The sequence below is a fragment of the Streptomyces sp. NPDC059696 genome (assembly GCF_042733745.1).
GTDB lineage: Bacteria > Actinomycetota > Actinomycetes > Streptomycetales > Streptomycetaceae > Streptomyces.
The window spans coordinates 97,796-118,349 of the sequence record NZ_JBHWFG010000015.1 but is presented as its reverse complement, the minus strand read 5'-3'; the positions used below and the strand labels follow the sequence as shown (position 1 = coordinate 118,349).

Sequence of the window (20,554 nt, the reverse complement as noted above, 5' to 3'; positions counted from 1 at the left end):
CTATCCATTCTTCGGTCGCTTTACGCCCGGTAAGGCCCGGGCCCGGGCCTTCCGGGTCCTTTCATCATGAGCGCCCGGCCCGGGCGCTCCTAGTGACAGGACCCCGTGCGGCGGGGTGCAGCGGATCACGGGCCGGGCCGGGGCGCGCGCCGGGGCGCGAGGCGGCGGCATCCGGGGCCCGCGGCCCGTCGCCCACCCGCCCCGTGCCGCACGTATGCGCCCGGCGCCCCGGGGTACCCCGGCCGGAGACCGGCACCGACCCGCCCGAGGAGGGACGTGGACTGGCATCCGCTGCGGCTCACCACCCCCGTCAAGCAGCACGTCTTCGGCGGCCGGGCCATCGCCGAGCGGCTGGGACGCACCGGCCTGCCCGACGGGCCGGTCGCCGAGACATGGGAGGTCAGCGACGTAGAGGGCGACGCCTCGACCGTCCTGGACGGCCCCCTCGCCGGGCGCACCCTGCGGCAGATCACGGCCGGACACCCCGAGGAACTGCTCGGCCCCCGGCTCCCGCCCGGCCCGCGTTTCCCGCTGCTCACCAAGTTCATCGACGGCCGTGGCGCGCTCCCCGTGCACCTGCACGCCGACGACGCCACCGCCCGGCGCCTGGAGGGCGAACCCCACGGCAAGACGGAGGCCTGGCACGTCCTGGACGCCGCTCCGGGCGCGACCGCCCTGGTCGGCGTACGCCCCGGCGTGGACCGCGACACCCTGCACCGGGCGCTGCTCGCCCAGGACTTCGACGCGGTCATGCGCCGCCTGCCGGTCCGCGCGGGCCAGACCGTCCACGTCCCCGGCGGGACCCTGCACAGCTTCGGCCCGGACACCCTCGTGTACGAGATCGAGCAGACGTCCGACATCCAGCAGCACGCCATGCGGCACCGCATGGAGGACGGCTCGCCCGTCCCCGACGACGAGTGGCACGCCAACCTCCGGCGTCTGCTGGACGAGTGGCGCCCCGGGCACCGGCCCGAGTTCCACCCCGGCCTGAGCATCGCCTCCGGCGACGGCGTCGTACGCACCGTGCTCTGCGCCGGCCCGCACTTCGCGCTCGAACGCTGGTCCGCCGGCACGACGACGCCCCTGTCGTACCGCTTCTCCACCGTGCGGATCCTCACCAACGCGGGCGCCCCCGTCACCGTGACCTCCGGATCCTGGACCGGCCGCCTGGACCGTGCCCGCACCCTCCTCCTGCCCGCCGCCCTCGGCGAGGTCCACGTCCAGGGCCCCGCCGACGTCCTGATCGGCTACGTGCCCGACCTGGAGCACGACATCCGCGCCCCGCTCCTGGCCGCCGGCCACGGCCCGGCCGCCGTCGCCGCCCTCGGCGAGGGCCTCGACCCGCGGTGACGGCGCGGTGACATTCGGGACGGACCCGTAGCAGGCCCGCAGGGCAACGGATGCGGCCGGCGGCGAGTCGTACAGGGGGCAAGGGCAAACGCCCGCGCATTCGGCCCGGGGCACCCGACCACGAACCGGGGGCCCCGGGAAAACGATGGGGGAGACCATGCAGATCCGTGCCCGAGGCATCCGTACCACCGTGGCCGCGCTGGCCGCCGTCGCCGGTGTCGCCGCAGCCGCCGTCCCGGCCGCCGCCGCTGCCACGCCGGCCTCCGACACACCCCGGTTCCTGGAGCCGGCCGACCTGCCGCCGCACCCGTCCTCGCCCTGGTACGCCGGAGCCGTCACGGCCGGCCAGCCCGACCCGCTGCCGATGTGCGTGGGCGACGCGCTGCCGTCCATCACCACGCACCGGGAGTACTGGACGGAGTTCGACACCAGCGCCCAGCAGCTCACCGTCGAGGGGCGCAGCGAGCAGTGGGCCAAGGAGTTCGCCGCGCTGCTGCGCAAGGACCTGGCCGGCTGCGCGAAGAAGCTGATGCAGCAAGACCCCGACGTCACCGCGACGCAGAAGTACTACGGCAAGCTGAACGTCGAGGAGGGCGCCGACGTCTACGGCGTCCACACCGCCTCCGCCTGGGGCTCCTCCGACATCAACCTCTTCTCGGTCGGCCGCGACGGCGCGACCGTCACGATCGTCCGGTGGGGCCAGATGGGCACCTTCCAGCACGCCCAGGTGGCCGACTTCAAGGCCACGACCGTCACGGCGGTGAACAAGCTGTACTGACGGCTCAGCCCCCGGGCCGCTCGGTGGGGGCGTCGTACACGAGGAGCCCGTCGTCCCGCAGACGGGCTCCCGGCGTCGGCGTGTGGGTGCTCAGACGGCCGTCGTGCATGAGATGCAGGGCGGTCGCACCACGGGCGAGGACCGCGAAGTCGGCGATCAGACGGCGATGACAGCGCCACCAGACCGCTTCGCTGCACATCACGGCCGTGCGGGCGTTCGCCGCCTCGCGCAGCAGGCGGTCCATCGCGCGGACGAACTCGGGGGAGCGGGCGTGGGCGGCGTACCCGCGGAAGGACGCGTTGCGCCACACGACGTCCGGGCTGTCCGCGGGCACGGGGCGGAACCCGCCGAGGGCCGGCTCCCACCGGTAGGAGATGCCGGCGTCCGGCAGCCACTCGGCGAGCCGCTCCCGCAGCAGATCGGGGTCCCGGCGGCTGCCGGGCGCGGTCCGCACGTCCACGACACCCGCCACACCGGCATCCCGCAACAGCCCACCGATCCGCTCCCGGCCGGCGGTGCTGTGCCCGAAGGTCAGCACAGAGGCGTCCACAGCTGCGGACTATCCCGTTTCACGGCACCCACACCCGGCCGCCCGCACCCGCCGGGATCCGCTCATCCCTGTTGATGTAGCCGACAGTGCCAGTATGGTTTCTGGGGGTGACCTCCTGAACCATTCGCCCCGCAACGGGGCAAGTCGACCGGTGTCAGGGCGTGTTCACGGGCGGGGTGTGATGCGGGGGGCGTCATATGAAGATCTTTCTGAGCTGGTCCGGAGTGCCGTCACGGACCTGCGCCGAACGGCTCGCCTCCTGGCTGCGTTACTTCAGCGACGAGATCGAGCCGTTCGTCTCGTCGGAGAGCATCAGGAAGGGCGCGCGCGGGCTGGACGAGATCAAGAAACAGCTCGACGAGAGCTCCTTCGGGATCGCCTGCGTGACCCGGGCCAACCTCGGGGCCCCGTGGATCACCTTCGAGTCGGGAGCCCTCTCCAAAGAGGTCGACGAGCGCAAGGGCCAGCTCGTGCCCTTCCTGCTGGAGGGCAGTCACGACGACCTGGAAGCGGCGAGCAGCCCACTGCGCCAGTTCCAGTCGGCACGGGCGCACGACGAGGAAGACGTGCTGAACATGGTCAGGACCATCAACTCCGTCCTGCGTGAGTCGGCCAACCGCTACCCCGACCACACCCGGGTCGACAACCTCTTCCGCAAGGTGTGGCCCGAGCTGCGCGATGCCCTCGCCGCGATCGACCTCACGGCGGACGCCGCCGAGCAGGCACCGCCGCGCCGCTCCGCCGAGGAGATCCTGGAGGACCTCACCTCGCTCATGCGGGAGCAGATCAGCAGGATCACCGATCTGGAACAGACGGTGGAGGCGCTGCGCGACGAACAGACCAACCTGCCCAGGAAGAGATCCCGGTTCACCGGCGTCTACGAGGAAACGCCCACGCCCCACACCCTGTACGTCCCGCCGCCGGGTACGAACACCGAGGGGCCGGCATGAGCCGGATGATCGGACATCAGGCACGGACCCTCTTCGGCACCCGTCTCGGGCTGTCCACCGCCGGACGCGCCTGCGCCGTTCAGTTCACCGTGCTGTCCGGGCTCGTCCAGTTGTACCTGGCCTTCTGGCCCGACAGCTCCCTGCCACGCGTTCCGGCGTTCCTCGGCGTCCTCGGCATCTCACTCGTGGGCGGCATCCTGAGCTCCTGGCCGCGGACGCGGGTGAGCCACGAGTTCCAGCACCCGCGATTCGAAGTGACCATCGAGGTCGGCGACCTCTTCGAGCAACCGGGCCACCTGGTCATCGGCAGCAACGACGTCTTCGACACCGACACCCGGGACGATCTGCTGATCGTCCAGCGCAGTGTGCAGGGCCAGTTCCTGCACCGTCTCTACGCGAGCGAGACCACCCGGCTCGACGGCGACATCGACACCGCGCTCGCCGGAGTGACACCGGTACGGGTGGAGGACCGGGCCGCGAAGCGGGCGGGGAAACTCGCCCGCTACCCGCTGGGCACGGTCGCCGTCCTCGGTTCGCCGTCGAAGCGCTTCTTCCTCAGCGCGTACGGCACGATGCGCAACGACCTGACCGTCGCCTCCGGGCCCGATCAGATGTGGAAGAGCCTCGAAGAGCTCTGGCACGTGCTGCATCTGCACGCGCGCCGCGAAGCGGTGGCCATGCCGGTGATCGGATCGGGCCTGGCCCGTATCGACAGCATGGATCACACGAGTCTCATCAAACTGATCCTGCTGTCCTTCGTCACGAGATCACGACGGTCGGTCATCTGCAAAAAGCTGACGATCGTGGTCCTTCCGGAGGACTATGTGCGGGTCGACATGCTCGAGTTGGCCATGTTCCTGCGGACCCTGTGACCGCCGGACGTGTGGGGGGAGGCCTTGGTGTGAACCAGGAACCGGAGCGGTCGGACCCACACGTTCCGTACTTCTTCCTCAGCTACGCCCACACCCCGCCGCGCGCGAGCGACGGGCCGGATCCGGACATGTGGGTGCGCCGGCTCTACCAGGACCTCTGCGAACACGTCCTGATGCTGACGGACCTGCCCGAGGGCGAGTCGGCCGGCTTCATGGACCGCGCCATGCGCGTCGGTGAGGACTGGAGCGCACGCCTGTCGACCGCCCTCGCCACCTGCCGGGTGTTCGTACCGCTGTACTCGCCGCGCTACTTCGTGAGCGACCACTGCGGCCGCGAGTGGCGGGCCTTCGCCCTGCGCCAGACACAGAACCGGACCACACAGGACAGCGCCCCACCGGCGATCGTGCCGGCACTGTGGACGCCCGTGCCCGCCGAGCGTCTTCCCTCGCCCGCGAAGAGTCTGCAGCACGACCACGAACGGTTCGGCCCGCACTACGCGTCCGGGGGCCTGTACTCCCTCATGAAACTGCGCCGCTACCGGGCCGAGTACGAGCACGCCGTGCTGATGCTGGCCCGGTCGATCGTCACCACGGCCCACGACAATCCGGTACCCCGAGGCGAACCGCTGGACCTGGCGGACCTGCCCAACGCCTTCGGGCCGCCGCCCGTGCTGCGCCGGGTGCGCATCGTGGTGGCCGCGCCCAGCAGCGACGCCTTGCCGCCGGGACGTTCGGCCCGCTGCTACGGCCCCTCACCGGTCGACTGGAACCCTTACCGGGAGAGCGACACCGACACCGACGCCGGCCGGCCGCTCGCGGACTTCGCCGCCGAACAGGTGCGGGGGCTCGACTACCTCACCACGGTCGAACCCCTGGAGGAGGCGGTCGGCGGTCTGCTGGCCGAGGCGCATCCCTCGGCGCCGACGGTGATGCTGCTCGACCGGTGGGCGGTCGCCGACCCCGAACAACGGGAGCTGCTCACGAGAGTGGACGCGGCGGCTCAGCCGTGGGTCGTGGTCATCGTGCCGTGGGACCACGCGGACCCGGACAACGGGTCCTCGGGGGCGGAGCTGCAGGCGGCCCTGGAGAAGACCCTGCCCCGCACGTTGCAGCGGGGCCGCAGCGTCTCCCGGGCCGCGACGGGCGGAGTCCCCTCCCTGTCGGCGTTCGCCGACATTCTCCCCACCGTGATCCAGTGGGCGGCCGCCCAGTTCCTCCGTTACGTGTCACCGGTGTACCCGCCCGCCGGTCCCCACGTCCCCCGGCCCAGGCTGCGCGGCCCCGCCCCGGAGCAGGGCTCCGCACAGGAGACGCCTGATGACCCCCGGGGCTGACGGGCAGATCGTCACCTTCTACTCCCAGAAGGGCGGCACCGGGCGGACGATGGCCGTGGCCAACGTCGCCTGGATCCTGGCTTCCAACGGCTACCACGTGCTGGCCGCCGACTGGGACGTGGAGGCACCGGGGCTGCACCGCTACTTCCACCCGTTCCTCGATGCCGCGACCTCGGCCGCCACCACCGGCGTGCTCAACCTGTTCTCGGGATACGTCACGGAGTGGCGCACGAAACCGCACACCGAATCCGCGGCGGACCTGAGACGGCGACTCGCCCGGGTCCTGCCGCACGCGGTCTCCGTCGACTGGACGTTCCGCGACGGCGGAAGCCTGGACTACATGCCCGCGGGACGGCAGGACGGCGAGTACCTGACGCACCTCATGGACTTCAGCTGGCGCGAATTCGCCGAACGGTTCGGTGGCACGCGGTTCCTCGAGGCGCTGCGCCACGACATGAAGAGCCACTACGACTTCACCCTCATCGACAGCCGCAGCGGCGTCAGCGACCTGGTCGGACTGTGCACCATCGACATGCCGGACATCCTGGTCAACTGCTTCACCCTGAGCTCACAGAGCATCGAGGGCGCGGCACGCATGGCCCGGTCCATACTCCAGGACGTCCATCCACGGCCCCTGCGCGTACTGCCCGTCGCCCTGCGGGTCGCCGACGACAGGGACGACCGTCTGGCCGCCGCCCGCGAGCTCGTCCGCATGAGCTTCCAGCACCTGCCGCCCGCCTCCCGCACCGGCGTGGAAGTCCCGCACCGGTCGGACTACGCCTACGAGGAGACACTGGCCGCGTTCGGCGACCCCCCGGGCGAACCCGGAAGCCTGCTCGCCGCCTTCGAGCTGCTGACGGAGCGGATCACCGAGGGCCGCGTGCGACGTCTGCCACCCCTCGACGACGAACTGCGCCGACGCCACCTCGCCTCCTACGTCCGGCCGTTGTCACCCATGGCCACCCCGCTGCGCCTGTGGTACGCACCCCAGGACAGGATGTGGGCCGACTGGGTCGGCTGGCTCCTCGCCGGCTCCGGCTTCGAGGTCATCACGTCCGGCGGCGGCAGCGAACCGGGCCCCTGGGGCCGTGCCCCTCGCACCCTGGCCCTGCTGTCGTCGTCCTTCCTGCGTTCGCCGCAGTCCCGGACGCTGTGGGAGAGCATGGGCGGGTCCGGTTCCGGCCCATCCGGGACGCTGATCCCGTTGCGGATCGAACCCGTCGCGCTCACACCCCCGTTCGGCGACTGCGAGGCCGTCGACCTGACCTCCCTGGACGAGCCCGGTACCGCCGAGGCCCTGCTGCGCGGCGTGGGACTGTCCGGCGACGCCGCCGAACGCGTCCTGGGGCCGGCCCGTCCACGGTTCCCGCGCCGGACGCCGGACCTGTGGGAGGCACCGGCGCGCAACCCGTTCTTCGTAGGCCGGGACCGGCTGCTGGACCAGCTCGCCGCCACACTCAAGGTCAGCCGGCAACAGGCCGCGATACTCCCGCACGACGGCCTCGCCGCCACCGGCCGCACCCAGCTGGCCGTGGAATACGCCCACCGCTTCCAGGCCGCCTACGACCTGGTGTGGTGGATCCGCGCACACAGCCGGGAATCGGTCCTGCTGTCACTGGCACAGCTGGCGGACCGGATGGGCCTGCGCAACGGCGACGACGTTCCCACGGCGGCGCGCCGGGCCCTCGACGCGCTGGACGCGGGATCTCCGAGCGGCCGGTGGCTCCTGGTGTACGACAACGCGGCAGGCCGCCCGGCCCTGTCCGAGCTGCTGCCCGCCGGCCCCCGAGGGCACGTACTGGTGACCTCCCGGGACCGCACGTGGAGCGAGAGCATGCACCCCGTGTGGGTCGAGGCGTTCACCCGGGAGCAGAGCATCGAGCTGCTGCGCCGGAGGGCTCCGTCGCTCTCCGCCGTCGACGCGGACCGGATCGCGGCGGCCGCGAACGACCTCCCGCTGGCCGTCGCCCAGGCCGGATCGTGGCTCACGCAGTTCCCGTCTGCGCAGGACTACCTGCACCGGCTGACCGTCCGGAGCGAGGCCCGGGCAGCGCAGGGCGCCGACGAGGCGGCCGCCCCGGCGATCGCCGCCGGCACCGCGGTGGCCCTCGACGCACTCGCCGAACGCGCCCCCGCGGCACTGCGGCTGCTCACCCTGTGCAGTGTGCTCGCACCGCAGCCGCTCCCGCTGGGCCTGGTCTGCACCGACACCGCGCTGCGCCTGCTGCGCCCGTACGACGACGCCCTGCACGAGCCGATGCTGATCGACCGACAGGTGCAGGAACTCAGCCGGCTGGGCCTGGCCGAGGTCGACCAGGCGGGGCAGACCCTGAAGGTGCACCGTGTCGTGCAGCGCCTGGTCACGGCGTCCCTGACCGCCGACGAGCTGAACGAGGTCCGCCACGAGGCGCACCGCCTCCTCACGGCCGCCGCGCCCCGGCGCGACGACACCGCCGCCGAGACGGACGACCTCGCGTTCGAGAGGCTGTGGCCCCACTTCGACCACGCCGGCGCGGACACGTGCCGCGACGGCGACACCCGCGCCGTGCTGCTGGAGCGGGTGCGCCGTACCGCGCGGCACGGCATGCCCGCCCGGGCCCTCGAACTGGGGCGTCGGCTGGACCGGAGCTGGACCGCCGTCGACGGGGGAGACGACGACCAGCACGTGCTGCAGCTGCGGAGCCACCAGGCGAGCGCGCTGCGCAGCCTCGGAGCCCACGGCGAGGCGTACGGCCTGGATGCCCGCACCCTGGCCCGGCAGCGTGAGCTCCTGCCGCCCGGCCACGCCCACACGCTGATCACCGCCGCCGGCCTGGCCGAGGACCTGCGAGCGCTCGGCCGGTTCGGCGAGGCCCTGGACCTGGCGCGTGAGGTGTACACCGGATTCCACGACCTGTTCGGCGAGGAACACCCCCAGACGCTGACCGCGGCCGAGGCGCTCGCCCGGTCGTTCCGCCTGGTGGGCAACTACGCGGCCGCGCGGGAGCGGAGCCTGGCCACCTGGCAACGACAGTGCCGCGTGCTCGGGGACGGTCATCCCGCGGCGTTGGCGTCGGCACTGGGCCTCGCCCGGGACCTGCGCGAACTGGGCGACTACACCGGCTCCGTGCGCGTCCTGCGCCCCGCCCTGGAGGCCCTTCGCGGCCAGAACACCCATGGCGCGCTACGCGCGACCGTCAGCCTGTCGGTCTCCCTGCGCCGCATCGGCGAGCGCCACGAGGCCGACGAGCTCGCCGCGCACGCCGAGGCGGGGTACACGACGGAACGGGACCGGGACGATCCCGACTGGCTGGTCTGCGGCGTCAACCTGGCGGCCCTGACCGCCGGCGCGGGCGACCTGGCCGCCGCGCGCACCGTGATCAGCCGCCTCCAGCACGGTGTCGCCCAGCTGCGCGGCCCGGAACACCCGGACAACGCGGTCTGCGACCACAACCTCGCGGCGTGGCTGCGCACCGCCGGAGAGACCGATGAGGCACTGGCCGCGGCCACGCGGACCGTCCGGTCCTTCGGCAGGTTCCTCGGTGACGCCCACCCGTACACCGTGTTCGGAAGGCTCACCATGGCCAACGTCCTGGGCGACATGGAGCAGTTCGCTCCCGCGGAGAGCATGGCGCGGGCCTGCGCCCAGGACCTGCGCGCCTGCCTCGGGGAGGGACACCCGGACACCCTGATCGCCGACCTGTCCCTGGCGGTCACCCTGCGCTCGATGGGCCGCACGGCGGAGGCCGCCCGGTTGCGGGACCGGGCGGTGAACGCCTTCGACAAGCGACTCGGGCCCGGCCATCCCTGGACGGCCGCGGGCCGCGGCTGGCAGCGCGTCGACCGCGATCTGGAGTTCCTGCTGCCCGCCTGAACTGTGCTGCTCCGCCACGCCGTTCGGCGTCCCGGCGAACCCCCCTGGGCGACGATGACGAGAAATCACCGCTGCCGCACGGTGCAGTGCGGTACGCATTGCCCACTTCGCGCAGGGGCTGCGAAGATGGCAGAGGCATGCTTGGCGGAACGTCTACGCGCACCGTGTCCACTCCAGCCCCGGACTCTCGCCGTCCCCGGTGTGTGGGAGGCGGCCCTGAACCAAGGTGAAGCCGACGCAGATGAAGAATCCCGTCACGAAACCCGCAGACAAGCCCCCTACGGCAGCCCCGGTCTCCGAGAGAACCCCGCTCGCGGAGATCCGCCCCCACGGGATCGAGGTCATCACGGTCGTGAGGCGAGTGACTCCGGCTCCGGGAAAGGACGGGGCCCGCACGCTCCCCACCTTCAACTCCGCCGTCTAGCCGGCCACCCGGTGCGGACGCGCGGCGCGGCCGGCGAGGTGTGAGGACGTGGCCATACGGGAGCTCGTCCTGAAGGTCCACAGCAGGTGCGACCTGGCCTGTGACCACTGTTATGTCTATCGGCACGCGGACCAGAGCTGGCGCGGGATGCCGCCGCTGATCTCCGAGGGGACGCTCCGCCAGGTGGCCCGTCGGCTCTCCGAGTACGTCCGCGAGGAACGGCTCCCGCGGCTCGCGGTCATCCTGCACGGCGGCGAGCCGCTGCTGGCGGGTCCGGCCCGGCTGCGGTCGATCTGTGCGGAGCTCACCCGCACGCTGGCCGCGACGACCGACCTCGATCTGCACATCCACACCAACGGCGTGCGGTTGAACCGCGCGCACCTGGAGGTGTTCAGGGAGTTCGACGTCAAGGTGGGCCTCTCCCTGGACGGCGACCGGGCCGCGAACGACCGGCATCGGCTCGACCACCGGGGCCGCAGCAGCTACGAACGGGTGCTCCGGGGGCTGGAGTTGCTGCGGCTCCCCGAGTACCGGCACCTCTTCCAGGGGTTGTTGTGCACGGTCGACGTGGCCGGCGATCCGGTCCTCGTGCACGATGCGCTGATCGGACTGGACCCGCCGCGGATCGACTACCTCCTGCCCCACGCCACCTGGGACGCCCCACCGCCTCCAGGCCGCGCGGGAGTGTCCACGCCCTACGCCGACTGGCTGCTGAGGGTCTTCGACCGGTGGGAGGAGCAGGGGCGCCCGGTACCCGTACGGACCTTCGACTCGATACTCAGCACGCTGCGCGGTGGTCCCGCACTCACGGAGGCACTGGGAGCCTCCGACGACGGCATCGCGGTCGTCGAGACGGACGGCACCCTCACCCGCTCCGACTCGCTCAAGGTCGCCTACGACGGCGCGCCCGTCACCGGACACGACGTCTTCCAGCACGGCTTGCGGGAGTTCACCGAGCGCGCGGAGGCCTCCGACCGCCGCGGCGCGCTCAGCGAGACCTGCCGGCGGTGCCCCGTCCTCGCCACGTGCGGCGGGGGACTGGTCGCACACCGCTACAGCACCGGGCGCGGCTTCGACAACCCGTCGGTGTACTGCGCGGACCTGCGCGCCCTGATCGAGGGAATCGCCGAACGGATCACGGAGCGCTCGCTGGCCCCAGCGGTGACGAGCGCCGGTGAACTCAGACGGGCGCGGCTACGGCTGGACCGCGCGCTGCTCGCGGGAGTGAACGCCAGGCTCACCGGCCGTGCCGGCTGGGACGAGGCCTGGAGCCTGCTGGTCCGCCTGGACTCCGACGAGACCACCGCTCCCCACCTCGACGCGGTCGCCTCCCACCCCTATCTCAGACCCTCCCTGGCCCGCGCCTGGGACGGCACCGCGGATCTACCGCGTTTCATGGCGGTCGCGACGGCGGCGGCACTGCGCGCGGGCGTCGAAGCGACCCTGCGCTGGGAGCAGCCGAGCCCGCTGATCCACCTCCCGACCCTCGGCACCGTTCGGCTGTCGAGGCACGGGCAGATCCGCTTCCACGTCGACAGCGGTGAATTCCGCGTACGCGGCGGGGAAGGCCCGCCGGGGACCGACGCCTCCCCCCTCGTCCTGCGCGGCTGGCGGCCGTTGGCCACGCTGTCTCTCGGCCACGGCCCACGGCTGCTGATCGACGACGCCGACCCGGACCGGGACTGCTTCGCCGCAGCCGTCACCCCGCTGCTCGACCCCGGCGCCCTGGCCGCGTTCCGCGGCCGGCTGAGGAATGCGTACGGCCTTCTGGAGCGGCGTGAGCCCGGTTGGTGGCAGAGCGCCCACGCCCCCGCCTCGACGACGATCACCCCGCTCACCGCGGGCGCCGGGCTGCGCCTGGGCGCCTGTGGCAGCGGCGCCCTGGGGGTGGCGATCGACATCGAGCCGGAGGAATTCGTCCGGGAGCTGCCCCACCTCGGCCGGAAGGAGAGGCTCGCCGCGCTGCGCGAGGTCCTCGACCTGCACCTGCCGGGCAGCCCGGCAGGGCCCCTCCTCGATCTGGCGAGCGAGTACATCGGCCGGGCCGCCCGTCCCACCCCGGAAGCCGGTCCCGCGCGCATCCTGGCAGGCCGCGCCCTGCGCGAGCTGGCCGGCCTCCCCCCGCGCGAGCTCACCGAGAACGGCACCTACGTGGCCGACGAGCTGCGAGCGGAATGGACAACCCTCCTTGACTGACGGCATCCGACTGGTCCGGTTCCTGCGCGAGTTGGGTGTGCGGCGCGGCGGCATTCTGCTGGTGCACGCCTCCCTGAGGGGCACGGGTCTGGCGCCCGCCGCGGTACGGGATGCCCTGCTGGCCGCCCTCGGCCCGGCCGGCACACTCGTCTCGCCGGCCTTCACCCCCGAGAACTCCGACACCTCCGACCGCCACCGTGTGCTCACCGCGGGGCTGACCGAACAGCAGAAGGAGGTCTACCGGGCGGGCATGCCGGCGTTCGATCCGGACCTCACCCCGTGCCCGGCGGTCGGCGCACTGGCCGACTGCGTACGGGCCACCCCCGGCGCGGTGCGCAGCGCGCATCCGCAGACCTCGTTCGCCGCGATCGGCCCCCGGGCCCGTGACCTGCTCACCGGCCACGACCCGCACTGTCACCTGGGTGAACGGTCCCCGTTGGCGCGGCTGTACCGGTCTCACGCGCAGATCCTGCTGTTCCGCGTGGGGTTCGAGGCGTGCAGCGCACTCCATCTCGCCGAGTACCGCATGACACCGCGGCCTCCGACGCGGACCTACCGCTGTGCGGCGGGCGGCGGAGCGTGGACCTCCTACGAGGACCTCGTGCTCGACGACAGCGACTTCGCCGCGATCGGAGCCCGGATCCCGCGTGAACTCCTGATACAAGGCGAATTCGCCGGAAAGGCGGCCACCCTCGTGGAGATGCGGGAGACTGTGGACGCCGCCCAACGCCAGATGTCCGGATACAGGGGGAGAACGGCGTAAAACGAACCACCCGTCGGACAGGTGGGTGGGGCACAGTGTTGATTCCGGCCACATGACGCCGTCGGGTGACTTCCCGGGGCTTCAACCGGCAGGGGGACGTGTGGAGATGCGACATCGGATCAGTGCTCACCACCCCTGTCCCCGCCCAGGCCCCGTCAACCCGCGTCGTCGAGCCACGGTCGCCGTCTCCGAAGCCGGGCCGTCGTGCGGAATACTCAGGCGGGCGTTCTCCCCGCGACCGACGTGCGCACGATTCCGCAGTCCCCCGGAGACGCGGACGGGTGCCCCCGCCCCGGCCTCGTCCCATCGAGCCCGCCCACTCCCTGCCTACGTACCAGGGGCCGACAACGGAGGAAAAGCATGATGGCGCGCCGGAGTGGACGTATCGTCACGTTCTACTCTTACAAGGGCGGTACGGGCCGCACCATGGCCTTGGCGAACACGGCGTGGATCCTCGCCGCCAACGGTGCGCGTGTGCTGACCGTCGACTGGGACCTCGAAGCCCCCGGGCTGCACCGCTTCTTCCATCCGTTTCTCGACCCCAGCACGCTCGAGGCCACCCCCGGCGTGATCGACATGATCAGCGAGTACTCCTGGGCGGCGACCAGCGGAAGTCATCGTTCCGGCACCTGGCACCGGCAGTACGCGCGCGCCGGCCGGCACGCGGTCTCCCTCAATCCGAAGGCCCTCGGACTGTCGTTCCCCGACGGAGGCTCGCTCGACTTCCTGTCCGCCGGTCAGCAGAACCGCGCCTACTCGGCCACCGTCTCCTCCTTCGAATGGGACAACTTCTACGACCGCCTCGGCGGCGGCATCTTCCTCGACGCCCTGCGTGAAGACATGAAGGCGTCGTACGACTACGTCCTCATCGACAGCCGCACCGGCCTGTCGGACAGCGCGGACATCTGCACCATCCAGATGCCCGACGTCCTCGTCGACTGCTTCACCCTCAGCGACCAGGCGCTGGACGGCGGAGCCGCCGTGGCCCGGACCGTCGAGGCCGACTACCGCGACCGGCACATCCGGGTGCTCCCCGTGCCGATGCGGGTCGACGAGGGCGAGAAGGAGAAGGCCGACGCGGGACGGGCGCTGGCCCGGCTGAAATTCGACGGGCTGCCCAAGGGGAAGGACGGCGAACCACTGGACCCGGCGCAGCTGAACGAGTACTGGGGCGCCGTCGAGATCCCGTACCGCCCGTACTACGCCTACGAGGAGTTGCTCGCGGCCATCGGCGACCAGAGCGGGGTGTCGAGCTCCCTGCTGTCCGCCTTCGAACGCCTCACGGAGGTCATCTCCGACGGTGAGGTGACCCGGCTGCCGCCGATCCCCGAACCCGTGCGCCAGCGCTGTCTGGCCGCCTACACGCGGCGCCGGCCGACGACCCTGGCCGCGGACGTCTGCGTGGTGTACGCGGGCGAGGACCGCATGTGGGCGGAGTGGCTGGAGGGGACGCTCAAGCCGTACTGCTCACGGGTGACGCTGCACGACGTGGCCATCCGCGTCCCGGAGCGCCCCGACCCGGCCACCCGCGCCCTGATCCTGACCTCGGACGCCTTCCTGCAGGCCCGCCACGGACGGGCCGCGTGGCGGGCCCTCACCGACGCCGCTCCGGGCCTGCCGACCCTCCAGGTGACCCGCCTGCGACTGGACCGCGCGCAGATGCCCGACTCCGACGTGGAGCACACCTCGGTGGACCTGCACCGGGTGGACGAGGCCGAGTGCGTCCAGAGGGTCTTCAAAGCGCTGAACCTGACGACCGATCTGGTGCCCGCCGGTACGGCGAGCCCACGGTTCCCGGGCAGCTGGCCGAGGATCTTCAACGCTCCGAGCCGCAACACCCTCTTCACGGGCCGGGCGGCCGTGCTCGAAGAGCTGCGCACGCAGCTCGGTGAGGGCCTCTCCGTCGTACTGCCGCAGCCGCAGACGCTCTTCGGGCTCGGCGGCGTGGGCAAGACCCAGATCGTCCTGGAATACGTGCACCGCTTCGTCGCCGACTACGACCTGGTGTGGTGGATCTCCGCGGAGCACAAGGACGCCATCATCGCCTCCCTCGCCGAACTCGGATCGCGGATCGGCGCCTCCGGAGGCGACGACATGGCACTGGCCAGCGCAGAGGTGGTGCAGATGCTGGCCACCGGTACGCCGACCACCCGCTGGCTGCTCGTCTTCGACAACGCGGACGACCCCGAGACGCTCAAGCGGTACTTCCCGGCCGGCGGCGGGCACATCCTGGTCACGTCCCGGAACCAGGCCTGGGCACAGCAGGGCGCGTCCCTGTCCGTCGACGTCTTCCCCCGCGAGGAGAGCATCGAGCACCTCACCCGGCAGGCACCCGGCCTGACCACCGACGAGGCGGACCGGGTGGCGGACGCCGTGGGCGACCTGCCGCTGGCCGTCGAACAGGCAGCCGCCTGGCTCGCGGAGACGGCCACGCCCACCGACGAGTACCTGCGGCAGCTGACCGAACAGACCACCGCCGTCCTGGGACTCAACCACCCCAAGGACTACCCGCAGCCGGTGGCCGCCACCTGGAACATCTCCATCGCCCGCCTCCGGGAGCGGTCACCGGCCTCGGTACGGCTCCTGCAACTGTGCGCCTTCATGGCTCCGGAACCGATCTCCGTGCGCGTGCTCTACAACAAGGAGATGCTGGACGCCCTGCGGGAGTGGGACCCCTCGCTCCAGGAGAGCCTGCTGCTGGGCCGCGTGGTCCGCGAGATCGGCCGTTTCGCCCTGGCCAAGGTCGATCAGAGCAGTGGCAGCATCCAGGTCCACCGGCTGGTCCAGGCCGTCATCCGCTCACAGCTCACCGAGGGGGAACGGGAACAGGCACGGCACGTTGTGCACACCGTCCTCGCCAGCGCCCGGCCCGACGGGGACGAGCCCACCGACGATCCCTCGACCTGGCCGCTCTTCGACTCCATCTGGTCGCACCTGCTGGCCTCGGGCATCCAGGACTGCTCGGAACCCGAACCCCGGCGACTGCTCATCGACCGGGTGCGGTACCTGTGGAAGCGCGGTGACCTGCCGAGCGCCCGCCAGCTCGCGGAGGACGTGCTGGAGCGCTGGGTCGAGCGCCTCGGTGAGAACCACATGCAATGCCTCTACCTGCGCTGTCAGCTCGCCAACGTGCTCCGCTCACAGGGGCGCTACGCGGAAGCCCGCGCGATCGACGAGGAACTGCTGGAGCGGCAGCGCCAGGTCCTGGGCTCCAGTCATCCGCACACCTACATCACCGCGTCCAGCCTGGCCAGCGACCTGGCCGCACTCGGCGAGTACCGGTCGGCCGTGGAGCTGGCCGAGGCCGCACACCGGGGATTCCGCGACATCTTCCACGAGTCGCACCAGCGGACCCTCAGCGCGGCCAACAACCTCGCCCTCGCGCTGCGCATGGTCGGCCGCTACGAGGAAGCCCGCGCCGTGGACCAGGACGTCTACGACCGCCGCCTGGTCGTGCTCGGCCCCACACACCCCTACACCCTCGGCTCGGCCTCCAGCCTCGGCCGCGACCTGCGGGAGATCGGCCGCTACGACGAGGCCGTGGAGATCCTGTCCCGCGTGTACGAGGACCACAAGCGCATCCTGGGGGAGCACTTCCCCTCCACCCTCAGCTGTGCCAAGTCGCTCGCCGTCTCCTTGCGGAGAGTGGGGCGGGTGGAGGACGCGCTGCGGCTGACGACCGCGACCCTGGCGAGGTACCGCGAGCAGTACGCATCGCCGAACCCCGACTGGCTGGCCTGCGACCTCAACCTCGCGTCGGACCTGTACGCGGCCGACGAGAAGGAACAGGCCCGGGAGGTCGCCCGCCAAGCGCTGGCCGGGTACATGAAGGTCCCGGGCGAGGCCCACCCCTACACCCAGGGCGCCCTCAACAACCTCGGTATCTTCCACTGGGGCTGCGGGGACCTGGCAGAGGCCGAAGAGGTCTTCCAGCGGGTCCTGCCGCGCTTGCGGGACATGCTGGGCAAGGATCACCCCCACACCCTGATCTCCGGCCTCAACTTCGCCAACGTCCTTGCCGACCAGGGCCGTTTCGAAGAGGCGTACGACCTGGAGAGCAAGGCCGCCGCCGGCCTGAGCGCGGTGCTGGGGCGGCACCACCCGGACGCCCTCACCGCGGTCGCCAACTCGGCACTGACGCTGAGCTCACTGGGCAGCCCCGAGGGGGACCGCCTGCGCGAGGAGAGCCTCGGCGAGCTGAGGCGACTGCTCGGCGACGAGACCATGAACCTGCGGTCCGTACGGCACGAACGACGCCTCTACCGCGACCTGGAACCGCTGGCCGTGTAACGCGACCCGGCGGGCTGCTCCTCCTGGAACGGCAGCACCTCGCTGGGTGAGGCGTCGATGAGCGACCATCTCAGCACGTCCGGCAGCACGCGCAGGGCGCCGAAATGGGCCGCGGACGGCTCGATCACGGACGTGGCCCGCGGGATGCGCTCCGCGAGCCACGACGAGTGGGCGACCGGGGAGAAGGCGTCGCGGGCACCGTGCCACAGCAGGACGGGCACCTGGATGCAGGTCGGGTCGAATCCCCAGGGCTCGGTGAGGGCGAACGAGTCGTCGATCCAGCCGTACGGCGAACTGCGCAGCGCTTCGCAGTAGTTGCGCAGCAACATCGAGCGGACGCCGTTGTCGGAGATGATCTTCCGGTCGTCGTCGGTCATCTCCGCGCGCAGTTCCTCCAGCAGCCGCGCGGGGTCGGAGCGGATGGAGTCGGTGCGGGGGATGAGCCGGGCCTCGAACTCCTCGGGATCGGCGAGCGCCGTGCTGTACTCGTCGATGTTGGAGGGCGCCATCCCGGCGAACCAGTCGAGGCCCTCCGCGTCCCGGGGGGCGAGGGTGACGAGGGCTGCCGCACGGGTCACCCGGTGCGGCAGCCGGGCCGCGCAGGCCAGGGCGTGCGGGGCGCCGCCGGAACGGCCGACGACCGCGAAGCGGTCCATGCCCAGGGCGTCGGCCACGGCGGTCACGTCCTGCACGACGTCCACGACACGGCGGCCGGGCTGGCGGTCGGATCCTCCGTATCCGGGACGGTCGTAGCTGATCAGCAGGACTCCACGCTGATACAGGTACATGGGGCGCGGTCTGGGGCCGACCCGGCTGCCGGGAGTGCCGTGGAGCAGGAACACGGGTCGCCCCCGCGGGTCCCCCGAGCACTCGACCCGCAACCGCCTCCCGTCCGCCGTCCGGACGTGGTCCAGCGTCGACGCCAGGTCCCGCACGATGTATCCCCTCTCCCAGCCCACAGACCAGGTCCCAAGCTGCCGGAACTTGACCCACTCGTCCAGCCGACACCATCGCTTTCGGCTCCGTGCCGAACAGGCACAACGAGACAGGGGCGCGCGTGTCACCGCAGGGTCCGGGCCGGGCCCGGACCCGCCCGGCTCGGCGGAGGCTTGCCCCGGGGCGACCTCAGATGTCCCGGAACGTCTCGATCTGCGCCCCGATCGAGTTCAGCCGCTCCGCCAGGTCCTCGTAACCCCGGTTGATGACGTACACGTTGCGCAGCACCGACGTGCCCTCGGCCGCCATCATCGCCAGCAGGACGACCACCGCGGGGCGCAGCGCCGGCGGGCACATCATCTCGGCGGCGCGCCAGCGGGTGGGGCCCTCGACCAGGACGCGGTGGGGGTCCAGGAGCTGGAGGCGGCCGCCGAGGCGGTTCAGGTCGGTCAGGTAGATCGCGCGGTTGTCGTAGACCCAGTCGTGGATGAGGGTCTGGCCCTGGGCGACCGCCGCGATGGCCGCGAAGAACGGGACGTTGTCGATGTTCAGGCCCGGGAACGGCATGGGGTGGATCTTGTCGATCGGCGCCTCCAGCTTGGAGGGCCGGACGGTCAGGTCCACCAGCCGGGTACGGCCGTTGTCGGCGAAGTACTCGGGCGTGCGGTCGTGGTCGAGGCCCATCTCCTCCAGGACCGCGAGCTCGATCTCCAGGAACTCGATGGGCACGCGGCGCACCGTCAGCTCCGACTCCGTCACCACGGCCGCGGCCACCAGGCTCATCGCCTCGACCGGGTCCTCGGAGGGGGAGTAGTCCACGTCGACGTCGATGGTGGGCACGCCGTGCACCGTCAGCGTGGTGGTGCCGATGCCGTCGACCTTGACGCCGAGGGCCTCCAGGAAGAAGCACAGGTCCTGGACCATGTAGTTGGACGAGGCGTTGCGGATGACGGTGATGCCGTCGTGCCGGGCGGCCGCGAGCAGGGCGTTCTCGGTGACCGTGTCGCCGCGTTCGGTCAGGACGATCGGGCGGTCGGGGCTGACCGAGCGGTCCACGCGGGCGTGGTACTGGCCCTCGGTGGCGGCGATGTCCAGGCCGAACCGGCGCAGCGCGATCATGTGCGGCTCGATCGTGCGCGTACCGAGGTCGCAGCCACCTGCGTACGGCAGCTTGAACTGGTCCACGCGGTGCAGCAGCGGGCCGAGGAACATGATGATGGAGCGGGTGCGGCGGGCCGCGTCCGCGTCGATCGCCGCCAGGTCGAGCTCGGCCGACGGCACGATCTCCAGGTCCACGCCGTCGTTGATCCACCGGGTACGTACCCCGATGGAGCCCAGCACCTCGAGGAGGCGGTACACCTCCTCGATGCGGGCGACGCGGCGCAGCACCGTGCGCCCCTCGTTGAGCAGTGAGGCGCACAACAGTGCCACGCACGCGTTCTTGCTCGTCTTCACGTCGATGGCACCGGAGAGCCGGCGCCCGCCGACCACCCGCAGATGCATCGGACCGGCGTAGCCGAGCGACACGATCTCGCTGTCGAGGGCCTCCCCGATGCGCGCGATCATCTCAAGGCTGATGTTCTGATTGCCGCGCTCGATCCGGTTGACGGCGCTCTGGCTGGTGCCGAGCGCCTCGGCCAGCTGCGACTGGGTCCAGCCGCGGTGCTGCCGGGCGTCACGGATGAGCTTGCCGATGCGTACGAGGTAGTCGTCTGCCATGAGGCTGAGGTTATCTCAGATATGAGATGAAGCCCGCGCGGGGGTCCGAACGGGTGACGGGACGTCAATCCCGTCCGGCCGGCTCAGTGTCGACTCGTCCTGGTGGTCCGCCGCCAGCCGAAGGGCCCGGGCAGGTCCATCGACGTCGTACGGCGTCCCGTGCTGCTGCGGGTGTACCGGGGGCCGTTCTTTCCGCCGCCGGTGGTGATGGACCAGGAGCGCTTGTTGATGTTCAGTCGCACCCCCGGAAGGATCCGGAAACTCTTGCGGAACGTGAGCGGCATGCCTGTCTCCCCTCCTGTGTGTGCGTGGTCGTCCGTCCGTGTGGTGCGTGGACGCCTGGTTCGGATACCCGGGAAATCGGCGTACATGGCCACCGGGGGGCGCCGGGGCATGACCATCCGCCGCTCGTGTACTAGAGTTATCTCGACATCGAGATATCTGCCGAGAGAGCACCGCAGCCGCACGCCGCCATCGAGTCCGGCGGTAAGGGTTACCTAACTTAGCCTTACCTTAGCGGATCGGCCAAGATGCCGTGG

Annotated in this window: 13 protein-coding genes; 9 read left to right on the top strand and 4 right to left on the bottom strand. The window is 71.5% G+C overall.

Annotated features, from left to right (window positions below):
• The first annotated feature begins 276 nt into the window (after positions 1–276).
• Both ACFV20_RS18470 and ACFV20_RS18465 read left to right on the top strand, forming a co-directional pair.
• Entirely contained in the window at positions 277–1,350 is a 1,074-nt protein-coding gene (locus tag ACFV20_RS18470) for a type I phosphomannose isomerase catalytic subunit (protein ID WP_385657845.1), read from the top strand.
• A gap of 145 nt (positions 1,351–1,495) precedes the next feature.
• Positions 1,496–2,128, top strand: coding sequence for a hypothetical protein (locus ACFV20_RS18465; RefSeq protein ID WP_385657843.1), 633 nt, complete (start codon positions 1,496–1,498; stop codon positions 2,126–2,128).
• Between the two features lie 4 nt (positions 2,129–2,132).
• On the opposite strand, the gene ACFV20_RS18460 is transcribed toward ACFV20_RS18465, so the two are convergent.
• The gene (locus ACFV20_RS18460; protein WP_385657841.1) at positions 2,133–2,678 is read right to left on the bottom strand and encodes a DUF488 family protein; all 546 of its coding nucleotides are present in this window, start codon (positions 2,676–2,678) and stop codon (positions 2,133–2,135) included.
• A 197-nt stretch (positions 2,679–2,875) separates the two neighbouring features.
• Here ACFV20_RS18460 and ACFV20_RS18455 point away from each other — a divergent pair, with 197 nt between their 5' ends.
• From ACFV20_RS18455 to fxsT (ACFV20_RS18425), 7 genes are all read left to right on the top strand, one after another.
• Positions 2,876–3,628: a TIR domain-containing protein gene (locus ACFV20_RS18455; RefSeq protein ID WP_385657839.1), complete on the top strand. Its 753-nt coding sequence runs from the start codon at positions 2,876–2,878 to the stop codon at positions 3,626–3,628.
• Positions 3,625–4,500 carry a macro domain-containing protein gene (locus ACFV20_RS18450; protein WP_385657837.1) on the top strand — a complete coding sequence of 292 codons (876 nt, stop codon included), beginning with the start codon at positions 3,625–3,627 and terminating at the stop codon, positions 4,498–4,500. Before ACFV20_RS18455 ends, ACFV20_RS18450 begins: the two co-directional genes overlap by 4 nt.
• A gap of 29 nt (positions 4,501–4,529) precedes the next feature.
• Complete coding sequence (locus tag ACFV20_RS18445; protein WP_385657835.1) at positions 4,530–5,834, top strand: TIR-like protein FxsC; 1,305 nt, start codon at positions 4,530–4,532, stop codon at positions 5,832–5,834.
• The gene (fxsT, locus tag ACFV20_RS18440; RefSeq protein WP_385657833.1) at positions 5,818–9,687 is read left to right on the top strand and encodes an FxSxx-COOH system tetratricopeptide repeat protein; all 3,870 of its coding nucleotides are present in this window, start codon (positions 5,818–5,820) and stop codon (positions 9,685–9,687) included. Before ACFV20_RS18445 ends, fxsT (ACFV20_RS18440) begins: the two co-directional genes overlap by 17 nt.
• A 472-nt stretch (positions 9,688–10,159) precedes the next feature.
• Positions 10,160–12,307, top strand: coding sequence for a radical SAM/SPASM protein FxsBH, inactivated beta-hydroxylase extension form (fxsBH, locus tag ACFV20_RS18435; protein WP_385657832.1), 2,148 nt, complete (start codon positions 10,160–10,162; stop codon positions 12,305–12,307).
• Positions 12,300–13,070, top strand: coding sequence for an aminoglycoside N(3)-acetyltransferase (locus ACFV20_RS18430; protein WP_385657830.1), 771 nt, complete (start codon positions 12,300–12,302; stop codon positions 13,068–13,070). Before fxsBH ends, ACFV20_RS18430 begins: the two co-directional genes overlap by 8 nt.
• A 360-nt stretch (positions 13,071–13,430) precedes the next feature.
• Positions 13,431–17,360 (top strand): FxSxx-COOH system tetratricopeptide repeat protein, encoded by a 3,930-nt coding sequence (gene fxsT, locus ACFV20_RS18425; protein ID WP_385657828.1) that lies wholly within the window; start codon positions 13,431–13,433, stop codon positions 17,358–17,360.
• Here the strand turns inward: fxsT (ACFV20_RS18425) and ACFV20_RS18420 are convergent.
• From ACFV20_RS18420 to ACFV20_RS18410, 3 genes are all read right to left on the bottom strand, one after another.
• Positions 17,330–18,295, bottom strand: coding sequence for an alpha/beta fold hydrolase (locus tag ACFV20_RS18420; RefSeq protein ID WP_385657826.1), 966 nt, complete (start codon positions 18,293–18,295; stop codon positions 17,330–17,332). The two genes, fxsT (ACFV20_RS18425) and ACFV20_RS18420, sit on opposite strands and share 31 nt — an antisense overlap.
• A gap of 190 nt (positions 18,296–18,485) precedes the next feature.
• Positions 18,486–20,015 (bottom strand): helix-turn-helix domain-containing protein, encoded by a 1,530-nt coding sequence (locus ACFV20_RS18415; RefSeq protein ID WP_385657824.1) that lies wholly within the window; start codon positions 20,013–20,015, stop codon positions 18,486–18,488.
• Positions 20,016–20,098: 83 nt separating this feature from the next.
• The gene (locus ACFV20_RS18410) at positions 20,099–20,299 is read right to left on the bottom strand and encodes a DUF4236 domain-containing protein (RefSeq protein ID WP_161368811.1); all 201 of its coding nucleotides are present in this window, start codon (positions 20,297–20,299) and stop codon (positions 20,099–20,101) included.
• Positions 20,300–20,554 lie beyond the last annotated feature (255 nt).

Bases quoted from the DNA above. Each gene is read 5' to 3' on its own strand.
- ACFV20_RS18465 (WP_385657843.1), top strand. From the start codon at position 1,496: ATGGGGGAGACCATGCAGATCCGTGCCCGAGGCATCCGTACCACCGTG.
- ACFV20_RS18455 (WP_385657839.1), top strand. From the start codon at position 2,876: ATGAAGATCTTTCTGAGCTGGTCCGGAGTGCCGTCACGGACCTGCGCC.
- ACFV20_RS18450 (WP_385657837.1), top strand. From the start codon at position 3,625: ATGAGCCGGATGATCGGACATCAGGCACGGACCCTCTTCGGCACCCGT.
- fxsT (WP_385657833.1), top strand. From the start codon at position 5,818: ATGACCCCCGGGGCTGACGGGCAGATCGTCACCTTCTACTCCCAGAAG.
- fxsT (WP_385657828.1), top strand. From the start codon at position 13,431: ATGATGGCGCGCCGGAGTGGACGTATCGTCACGTTCTACTCTTACAAG.
- ACFV20_RS18415 (WP_385657824.1), bottom strand. From the start codon at position 20,015: ATGGCAGACGACTACCTCGTACGCATCGGCAAGCTCATCCGTGACGCC.
- ACFV20_RS18410 (WP_161368811.1), bottom strand. From the start codon at position 20,299: ATGCCGCTCACGTTCCGCAAGAGTTTCCGGATCCTTCCGGGGGTGCGA.